General features: G+C 70.0%; 8 protein-coding genes and 1 pseudogene. 4 read left to right on the plus strand and 5 right to left on the minus strand.

What is annotated here, in order from left to right; genetic code table 11:
* Positions 1-125, minus strand: a 125-nt coding sequence (locus ACZ7H1_RS37090; RefSeq protein WP_470792891.1) for a helix-turn-helix domain-containing protein, incomplete at its 3' end; no start/stop codon positions are given.
* A gap of 26 nt (positions 126-151) precedes the next feature.
* Between ACZ7H1_RS37090 and tnpA the strand changes: the two genes are divergently transcribed.
* Positions 152-568, plus strand: coding sequence for an IS200/IS605 family transposase (gene tnpA, locus ACZ7H1_RS37095; protein WP_470792877.1), 417 nt, complete (start codon positions 152-154; stop codon positions 566-568).
* Positions 569-765: 197 nt separating this feature from the next.
* On the opposite strand, the pseudogene ACZ7H1_RS37100 reads toward tnpA, so the two are convergent.
* Positions 766-1,315: pseudogene (locus ACZ7H1_RS37100) on the minus strand (transposase family protein); the annotation flags it as partial.
* On the minus strand, positions 1,248-2,069 hold the full coding sequence (locus tag ACZ7H1_RS37105; protein ID WP_470792879.1) for a lipase family protein: 822 nt from the start codon (positions 2,067-2,069) through the stop codon (positions 1,248-1,250). The gene ACZ7H1_RS37105 and the pseudogene ACZ7H1_RS37100, both read right to left, overlap by 68 nt.
* A gap of 322 nt (positions 2,070-2,391) precedes the next feature.
* Here ACZ7H1_RS37105 and ACZ7H1_RS37110 point away from each other — a divergent pair, with 322 nt between their 5' ends.
* On the plus strand, positions 2,392-4,083 hold the full coding sequence (locus ACZ7H1_RS37110) for an SWIM zinc finger family protein (RefSeq protein ID WP_470792881.1): 1,692 nt from the start codon (positions 2,392-2,394) through the stop codon (positions 4,081-4,083).
* On the opposite strand, the gene ACZ7H1_RS37115 is transcribed toward ACZ7H1_RS37110, so the two are convergent.
* Together ACZ7H1_RS37115 and ACZ7H1_RS37120 are read right to left on the minus strand one after the other, a co-directional pair.
* On the minus strand, positions 4,075-4,371 hold the full coding sequence (locus ACZ7H1_RS37115; protein WP_470792883.1) for a putative quinol monooxygenase: 297 nt from the start codon (positions 4,369-4,371) through the stop codon (positions 4,075-4,077). The two genes, ACZ7H1_RS37110 and ACZ7H1_RS37115, sit on opposite strands and share 9 nt — an antisense overlap.
* Before the next feature lie 103 nt (positions 4,372-4,474).
* A complete protein-coding gene (locus ACZ7H1_RS37120) occupies positions 4,475-5,134 on the minus strand; it encodes a 4'-phosphopantetheinyl transferase family protein (RefSeq protein WP_470792885.1) in 660 nt (219 codons plus the stop codon).
* A 109-nt stretch (positions 5,135-5,243) separates the two neighbouring features.
* Between ACZ7H1_RS37120 and ACZ7H1_RS37125 the strand changes: the two genes are divergently transcribed.
* Both ACZ7H1_RS37125 and ACZ7H1_RS37130 read left to right on the plus strand, forming a co-directional pair.
* Entirely contained in the window at positions 5,244-6,755 is a 1,512-nt protein-coding gene (locus ACZ7H1_RS37125) for an FAD-binding oxidoreductase (RefSeq protein ID WP_470792887.1), read from the plus strand.
* A 240-nt stretch (positions 6,756-6,995) separates the two neighbouring features.
* Positions 6,996-9,022 (plus strand): type I polyketide synthase (locus tag ACZ7H1_RS37130; RefSeq protein ID WP_470792889.1); only part of this gene is annotated, 2,027 nt, incomplete at its 3' end.

Genomic DNA, 9,022 nt, shown 5'->3' on the forward strand with positions numbered 1-9,022 from the left:
GCACGGGCGGTCTCACGAGCCCGCAGGGCGTCGTTGTAGACCACCCGCGAGCACCCGAACGCCCTTGCCAGCGCGGAACGCTGAGGACCGTTCGGATACAGGCGGAAGGAGTACCGGAGCTGCATACCGGTCACCGTACTACAGTTGGTTTATGGCCGAGTATCAGAACATTCGTACTGGCAGGCACTGCGCTTTCGTCCTCCACGCTCACTTGGTTTTCGTGACGAAGTACCGGCATAACGTCTTCAAGGACGCGCACCTGACGCGCATGGAAGAGATCATGCGGGCCGTGTGCGAGGACTTCGAGTGTGAACTGGTGGAGTTCAACGGCGAGAACAACCACGTGCATCTGCTGGTGAACTTCCCGCCGAAGGTGGCCCTGTCCAAGCTGGTCAACAGTCTCAAGGGCGTGTCCTCGCGCCGGCTCCGCCAGGAATACCCGGAACTGGTCCGGCACTACTGGCGGGCACAGCGTCTGTGGTCCGGCTCGTACTTCGCCGGGTCAGCCGGCGGGGCCCCGCTCTCGATCGTCCGCCAGTACATCGAACAGCAGAACCGCCCGCTCTGACCTGCGGGTCAGAGCACTTCTCAGAATCGCTTCACCACCGGGCTAAAGCCCGATGCACTGCGATTAGTTCCGGTAGCCGGGTCGAAGCCACCCACGCACCTGCGCGGCCGCCTGCCTCACCCTCGCCGAACCCGTGTGGTCCCGCTTCCCTGGCCCGTGGGTGGACGGCGCGGACCGCCGCCCGCCGGGATGTGCCGGCCGGCACCTTGGTACGCCTTGTCCGCCCAGCACTTCAGTCCCGCGGCGGCAAGCGCATCGACGATTCCGTGGCTTCGGGCGGCGGTCAGGTCGTGGGTGGCTCCGGGAAGCGCCGGGGACGCCAAAAGCAGTCGGCCGAACGGGTCTGCGAGGACCTGCACGTTCATGCCGTGCCGCTTGTGCTTGCCCGAGTAGTACGGCGTGTCGGCGACGATCCGGTCGATCGGCAACAGCGAGCCGTCCAGGATAACGAACGCCTTCGCCCGGGCATCTCCATCGCCTCGGCCAGGGCCGGTGCGAGAGCGGCCAAGACTCGATGGCCTCGCGTATGTACCGGTAGACAGTCGCGACGCCGATTCCGAACCCGGCGGCAAGTTGAGCGTAGGTGTCGCCGCACCGCAGGTGGGCCAAAGCGAGCAGGGCCTGACGGCCGACGGGCAGTCGTCGTCGGCGGGGGTGGCGGGCGCGTAGCCGGGCGGCGTCAGGCGAGGTTCTTCTCCAGCGCTGCCACGTACTGCTTGACGGCGTGGTCGCGCACGGCGTCGGCAGCCGGTGCGAGGAGGTCCGCGGTCATGCCCTTGGCCCGGTCGGTGAGTGCACCGAGCACGGGCATGGAGGTGCGGATGCGGCCGGTGGAGTCGATGTAGCGCAGGGTGTTGACGTGGGTGTACGCGGGCTCGGGCGGGAGCTGGGGGACGATGTCGTTGTTGTTGACGAAGCGGTGCAGCCGGTCCTTGAAGCCCTTGTTGCAGGCCGCGGCCAGCAGCCGGTCGCAGGTGCGGGGCTGGCCGAAGGTGTAGATGCCGTCCGCCTGCAGGCGGGGCTCCTCCAGGTAGAGACGGCATCCGGCGAGCATCGCCAGGGCGCCGCCGAGGCTGTGCCCGGTGAACCACACGCTCTGGTCGTGGTCGCGCAGCTCGGTGAGGGTGTCGCGGACGGAGGGGAAGACGGAGTCCAGGGCTTCACCGAAGCCGTAGTGGATGTAGCCCGTCTTGGCGGGGCCCGGCCAGGGCGGGGTGGTGGCGTCGGAGAGCCAGTCGCGGATCTGGGCCGGTTCCGTGCCCCGGAATCCTGTGATGATCATGCGGTCGCTGGCGATGGTGTACGCCTGGGTGTCCTGGAGCGGGAAGGGCGGCGTGAAGCGGGTGTGGTGGTGGCGCACCCGGTCGAAACCCCACTCCCGGGCCTTCTGCTCGATGGCGTCCTCGTCCTTGTAGGCCAGCTCGGCGGCCCGGACCATCCCATAGGCGAGCTCAACGCTGTATCCGCGGGCGTTGTGGTCGATCGTCGACGGTGCAGACATGAGCGGCATCCCTTTCCACCAGATGCGCCGCCATTTCCGGGCTGCGGGCGCTGGCTGCGGGCTGCAGGCTGCGGAAGGGCGACTCCCGACAGGTCCGTCGTATCGGTCCTGACTGCTGTGCGATGGGCGACGCGCGTGATCTTCACTCTTGCGCAGCAGCTCACTCACCCACTCCGCGATTCGCCACGGCACGCGAGGGCCTCTCCTCCGGGCCCCGACGCCTCGGTGCCGTCGGATCCTTGAGGTCGGCACGGACCGTTGAAGGGCTGAACCATCCGCAAAACGCGGGAGCGGGCGGTTCCCGTCCGATTGAATGAATGCCGTGCCACGTACTCTGGGTTTCACCGAGAAGGACCTCCGCCGACTGGCGGGGGCACGCTCCTTCGAGCGGGGGCTCGGCTATCTGTCCGCGGTCTCACGGCTGGAGGTCGGGGACGAAGCGATCACCGCCACCGTCGACGGAAGCCACGCCTACGAGGTGGAGCTGACCGAGGACGAGGACCGCGGGCTCACCGGCTGGTGCGACTGTCCGTACGGTCAGGAAGGCAATTTCTGCAAGCACTGTGTGGCGGTGGGCCTGGCCGTCCTGGGGCAGGCCGATTCCGTACCGCAGCAGCGGTCGGCGGCTGCCGCGCGCAGCCGCCTGCTGGATGCCTGGCTGGAGTCCCGCACCCGGGAGGAACTGCTCGCCCTGGTCCGGGAACAGCTCGCCGATGACCGTGCCGCGCGGCGGCGCCTCGAATTGCGTGCGGCCGCCGCGGGAGACGACACGGGCATCGTCCGGGAGCGCATTCTCAGCCTCCTCGACACCAGCCCCTTCGCCCGTTACGGCTACGTCGAGTACGCCGACGCCCGCGTCTACGCCCGGCAGGCGGCAGAGGCGGTCACGGCACTGCGAGCGCTGACGGCGAACGGCCGGTCGGCGGACGCGGTGGAGGTGGCACGCGAGGCTCTCCGGATTCTGGGCCGCACGTACGGGGAGATCGACGACTCGGACGGCCTGATCGGGGACGTCGCCGCCCGGCTGGCAGAAGCCCATCTGGCGGCCTGCCGGGCTGCCCGGCCCGACCCGGTGGAGACCGCCGAGTGGCTGGTGCGCTGCCTGCTGGACGAGACGAACGACGTCGCCGGCATCGACCTCTTCGACTACCGGGAGGTACTCGGTGACCCGGGCCTGGCCCGGGCCCGCGCCTTGGCAGTCGCCGCCCGGCAGGCCAAACCGAAGGGATGGGCGGAGAAGTACCTCATGGAACGCCTCCTGAAGGCCGACCGCGACAGCGTGGACGCACTGGTCGCGCTCCATGCGTCGGACCTCGCCCCGAACGGCCACACCCACCTGGTGATCGCCGGAGAGCTGGAGACGGCAGGCCGTGCGGGCGAGGCCTTGGAGTGGGCGGAGCGCGGACTGCGGGAGTCCGTCTCGGATTGGGGGCCGGACGACGATCTGGTCGCGTTCGTCTGCGCGCGCTATGAGCGGGCCGGCCGACCGGCCGACGCGGTCGCGGTCCGCCGGAACGTGTTGCGCGCCCGTCCCTCGCTGGCCGCCTATCGCCATCTGCGTACGACGGCCCGCGCGGCCGGAATCTGGGAGGGAGCCGAACGCGCGGGCGCCCTCGAGGTACTGAAGGCCGTATCCCGGCCCGGGGAGGGTCGCCGGCAGGACGGCTCTCTGCTGGTCGACGCGCTCATCGACGACGACGAGCTCCAGCCCGCCTGGCAGGCCGCCACCGACGGCTACGCCGACGAGCGGCAGTGGCTCGCCCTGGCAGACGGGATCCGCGACCAGCGCCCGGCCGACGCCCTGACCGTTTACCTCCGCTGGATCGAGCCCCTGCGCAAGCAGACCGGTGACAGTGCGTACGAACGTCTCGCACGGCTACTGCTCAGCGCACGCGCCTGTCATCGCACAATGGGTACGGAAGCCGAGTTCGCCACCTACCTGGCCGCCCTGCGCGCCGACCAGAAACGCAAGCGGAAGCTCATGGCCGTTCTCGACCGGCACGGGCTACCGTGAAGGAAGAGTGAGTTCGCCTCCGCGGTGGAAGCTCTCCCGCTCCTCTACGACGTACGGCGCCATGACCTCACGCCGCCGTTTCTCCGCGTCCGAGGACCGCCACGCGTCACACGCTTGCCGGGAGTCCCAGAGTGACACGCCGGTGATCTCCTCACCGTCCTCGGACCAGTACGCGTAGGCGCGGCGCAGGCCGTCCGGGAGGGAACCCGGGCGCCACGCCCGCTCGAACTCCTCCAGGGTGCCCGGCTTGATGCGGCGCGTCGTCACCCAGACGAAGTGATCCTCCATACCGGCCTCCTCACGAGCAGGAATCAGCGCTCCCCCTCTCTCGACCACCGTAGGTCCATGGGGCCCTTTCCGCCTGGGCACCGCTCAAGCGCTCGCTTCCCCGCTACAGCGAGACCGCCGTCAGGACCAGGCCGTGGGAGACCAGCCAGCGGCCCGTGAGCGTCCTCGGTGCCCTGCCGGCCGGGCCGGGCCGGCGCAGAACGCGCGCACGGAAGACCGGCCGTTCCGGGTCGAACTCCACCTCGGCGTCTTCGAAGCCGAGGCGGTCCCCCGTCATGGAGCACCAGCTTTTGAAGACCGACTCCTTGGCGCTGAACAGCAGGCGGTCCCAGTGCACTCCGGGGTGCGATCCGTCCATCACGGCGAGGCGGGCGCGCTCGCGGGTGAGCGTCACCGCCTCCAACACCCCTTCGGGCAGGGAGTGGTGGGGCTCGGCATCGATTCCGAGAGACCTGACGTCGTCGCGGTGGGCCACCGCGGCAGCGCGGTAGCCGTCGCAGTGTGTCAGCGAGCCCACCACCCCGTGCGGCCATCGCGGCGCACCGTGCCCGTCCGGCGGCAGGGGCAGGGCCGGCCTGCCCAGGGCGGCCAATGCCGCGCGGGCGCAGCGCCGACCCGCGGCGAACTCCCGCCTGCGCGCCTCCACCGCATGTGCGACCGCGTACGTCTCCTCGGGGAACAGGCGGGCGTCCGCGGGGTCTCCGAACGCCTCCGCCGTGGATGTGCTCGCCGGCACCAGGCCGGATATCAACGTCGCGGCCATCCCGCCCCTCCTTTCAGGAGAATGCACAAATCCTTTGCGCGACCGGTGGATTAGGATCCGACGGCAACAGTACAAGGTGATTCCGAGTCGAGTGACAACAGGAGCCATGATGAGCCGATTCGTTCCCGTGACCCCCGGCGACGTCAGGTACGAGGACTTACGCAGGGGCGAGAACCTCCGCTTCGTGGGAGAACCGGACGAGATTCACCTGGTGGGGTCCGCCGCCGAGATCGAAGAAGTCCTTTCCGAATCCGTTCGGGCGGGCAAGCGGGTCGCGGTGCGCAGCGGCGGTCACTGTTACGAGGACTTCGTGGCCCATCCCGATGTCCGTGTGGTCATAGACATGTCGCCGATGTCGGCCGTGGGATTCGACGAAGAGCGCGGCGCGTTCGTCGTGGAGGCCGGCGCCACGCTGGGTGCGGTCTACAAGACGCTGTTCCGGGTCTGGGGCGTCACGGTTCCCGGCGGGGCGTGCCCGGAGGTCGGCGCCGGCGGGCACATCCTCGGTGGGGGGTACGGACCGCTCTCCCGGCTGCACGGTTCGGTCGTCGACTACCTCGACGCCGTGGAGGTGGTCGTCGTCGACGCATCGGGTGCCGCACGGACCGTGGTCGCGACCCGGGACCCGGCCGATCCGAACCACGACCTGTGGTGGGCCCACACGGGCGGCGGCGGAGGCAACTTCGGCGTGGTCGTCAGGTACTGGCTGCGGTCCGCCGGCCTCCCGGGCGGAGCGACCCGGCCGGAGCCCGGCCGGCTGCTGCCGCAACCGCCGTCCGAGGTGCTCCTCAACACGACGGTGTGGCCGTGGGCGAGCCTGGACGAGACCGCGTTCGCCAGGCTCGTGCGGAACCACGGCAGGTGGTTCGAGCGGCACAGCGGCCCCGATTCCCCCTGGTGCGACCTGTACAGCGTGCTCGCCCTGACCCGTCGGCAGGCCGGCGCCATCGCGATGACCACGCAGCTCGACGCCACCGCCCGGGACGCGGAGGGCCGGCTGCGGGCGTACCTGGCGGCCGTGTCCGAGGGGGTGGGAGTGCAGCCGCACAGCGAGACCCGGCGGCTGCCGTGGCTGCACTCGACGCGCTGGCCCGGGATCGCCGGCGACGGCGACATGACCGGACGGGCGAAGATCAAGGCGGCTTACGCCCGCCGCGGCTTCGACGACCGGCAGATCGGCGCCCTCCACGCCCGCCTGACGAGCACCGACTACGACAACCCGGCCGGGGTCGTCGCGCTCATCGCGTACGGCGGAAGGGTCAACGCCGTCCCGGCCGACCGGACCGCCGTGGCCCAGCGGGACTCGATCCTCAAGATCGTGTACGTGACGACCTGGCAGGAGCCCTCCGAGGACCCCGTTCACCTGCAGTGGGTGCGCGAGCTGTACCGGGACGTGTACGCCGACACCGGTGGCGTACCGGTACCCGGCGGTGCGGCCGACGGAGCGTACCTGAACTATCCGGACTCCGACCTCGCGGACGGCCGGTGGAACACCTCCGGGGTGCCGTGGTCCGAGCTGTACTACAAGGGCGCGTACCCGCGGCTCCAGGCGGTCAAGCGGCGGTGGGATCCACGCAATGTGTTCCACCACCGACTGTCCGTGGAACTGCCTCCGTCCTGAGGTGACGGCGGGAGTACGGGTCCCCGGCAGGAGTACGGGTCCCCCGGCCGGGACCGGGCCGGGGCCCCGGGACCCCGGGACCCGTATTCCCGCACCCTGCCGCCCCTGCCCCTCACACCTACGCCGCCCAGTAGGGGATCAATAGGGGTGTAGGGGGTCGCGATCCCGCGATTAGAGTCGGCGACTGCATTGCGTTGTATCGCAATTGGTGTGCCTTCACGTACAGGGGGATCAGGTCGCATGTCTCAGTCCCGCGGCAGTTTCACTGGGGCCGGAATTCCGGATGACGCAATTGCCATTGTGGGGATTTCGTGTCGACTCCCGCAGGCTCCCGACAAGAATTCCTTCTGGAACCTGCTCCGGGACGGCCGCGATGCGGTCGGCGAGGTGCCGGCGAGCCGCTGGAACACCGAGGAGCTGCCTCCCACGGTCCGGCACGGCGCTTTTCTCGACGGCGTGGACCGCTTCGACCCGGCCTTCTTCGGCATATCCCCGCGTGAAGCTTCGATGATGGATCCCCAGCAGCGACTCGTGCTGGAGCTCTCCTGGGAAGCGTTCGAAGACGCCGGCATGCCCCTGCGGGACGCGCGCGGCAGCCGTACCGGAGTCTTCTTCGGTGCGATCGCGAACGACTACGCGGTGCTGCTGAACCGGCAGGGGCACCCGGCCCTCACGCAGCACTCGCTCACCGGCACGCAGCGCGGCATCATCGCGAACCGCGTGTCGTACACCCTCGGGCTGCACGGCCCCAGCCTCACCGTGGACACCGCGCAGTCCTCCGCCCTGGTCGCCGTCCACCAGGCGTACGAGAGCCTGCGTTCGGGTGCCTGCGAACTGGCCCTGGCGGGGGGCGTGAACCTGAACATCGCGCCCGAAAGCGCCCTCGCCGCGGACCGGTTCGGCGGCCTCTCCCCGGACGGACGCTGCTACACCTTCGACGCACGGGCCAACGGATACGTCCGCGGCGAGGGGGGCGGCGCCGTGCTGCTCAAGCCCTTGTCCCGGGCGCTCGCCGACGGCGACCCCGTCTACTGCGTGATCCGCGGCGGCGCGGTCAACAACGACGGTGCGACCGACGGGCTCACGGTGCCGAGCGCGGCGGCACAGCGTGAGGTGCTGCAACTCGCCTACGAACGGGCGGGTGTCGACGCCGCGGACGTCCAGTACGTGGAGCTGCACGGCACCGGCACCGCCCTCGGCGACCCCATCGAAGCCTCGGCCCTGGGGGCGGTCTTCGGCGCGAGCGCCGACAGGCGGCTGCCGCTCGCGGTCGGCTCGGCCAAGACCAACGTGGGCCACCTGGAGGGCGCCGCGGGCATCGTCGGGCTGATCAAGACTGCGTTGTCCCTCCGCATGGGCGAGATCCCGGCCAGTCTCAACTACGAGACGCCGAACCCGCGCATCCCGTTGGACGAACTCAACCTGCGGGTGCAGCAGTCACTGACGGACTGGCCCGAACCCGGTGCGCCGATCGCCGGCGTCAGCTCGTTCGGGATGGGCGGCACCAACTGCCACGTGGTCCTGCAGGGGGTGCCGCTGCCGGTGCAGTCGGCCGACGCGACCGCGACCGGCACCACGACTGACAACGTGACCGGCACCGCGACTGACACCGCGACCGGCGTGATTCCGTGGCTGGTTTCCGGCCGGGGCGAGGACGCGCTGCGGGCGCAGGCCGAACGCATGCATGCGTTCGTGTCCGAACGCCCGGAGCAGGATGCGCACGCCGTGGCCCTGTCCTCGGCACTGTCACGCGACGCTTTCGAGGACCGTGCGGTCGTGCTCGGCACGGACCGGGAGAGCCTGCTGCGTGGCCTCGGGGCGCTGGCTACGGGGGAGCCTGCGGCCGGGGTCGTACGCACTCGGGGTGCGGCGCCGGCAGCAGCAGCTCCGGTGTCGGCGTTCTTGTTCTCCGGTCAGGGGAGTCAGCGGGCGGGAATGGGACGGGAGCTCTACGCGTCGTTCCCGGTCTTCGCCGAAGCGCTGGACGAGGTGTGCACACACTTCGACCGGCTACTGGAACACCCCCTGCGCGAGGTGATGTTCGCGGACAGTGAGCCCGAGCCGGAACCCGAATCCGGGTCCGGATCGGGGTCTGGGCCGGGTGTGGGGCTGCTGAACCAGACCGCCTACACGCAGCCCGCCCTGTTCGCCATCGAAGTCGCCCTCTTCCGGCTCCTCGCATCCTGGAACATCCACCCCGACATCGTCACCGGACACTCCATCGGCGAACTCGCCGCCGCCCACGTCGCCGGCCTCTGGTCACTCCC

This window comes from Streptomyces sp. NPDC037401 (assembly GCF_055602345.1).

Excerpts from the sequence above, each read along its gene's own strand:
- tnpA (WP_470792877.1), top strand. The coding sequence starts at position 152 with ATGGCCGAGTATCAGAACATTCGTACTGGCAGGCACTGCGCTTTCGTC.
- ACZ7H1_RS37105 (WP_470792879.1), bottom strand. The coding sequence starts at position 2,069 with ATGTCTGCACCGTCGACGATCGACCACAACGCCCGCGGATACAGCGTT.
- ACZ7H1_RS37115 (WP_470792883.1), bottom strand. The coding sequence starts at position 4,371 with ATGGAGGATCACTTCGTCTGGGTGACGACGCGCCGCATCAAGCCGGGC.
- ACZ7H1_RS37120 (WP_470792885.1), bottom strand. The coding sequence starts at position 5,134 with ATGGCCGCGACGTTGATATCCGGCCTGGTGCCGGCGAGCACATCCACG.
- ACZ7H1_RS37125 (WP_470792887.1), top strand. The coding sequence starts at position 5,244 with ATGAGCCGATTCGTTCCCGTGACCCCCGGCGACGTCAGGTACGAGGAC.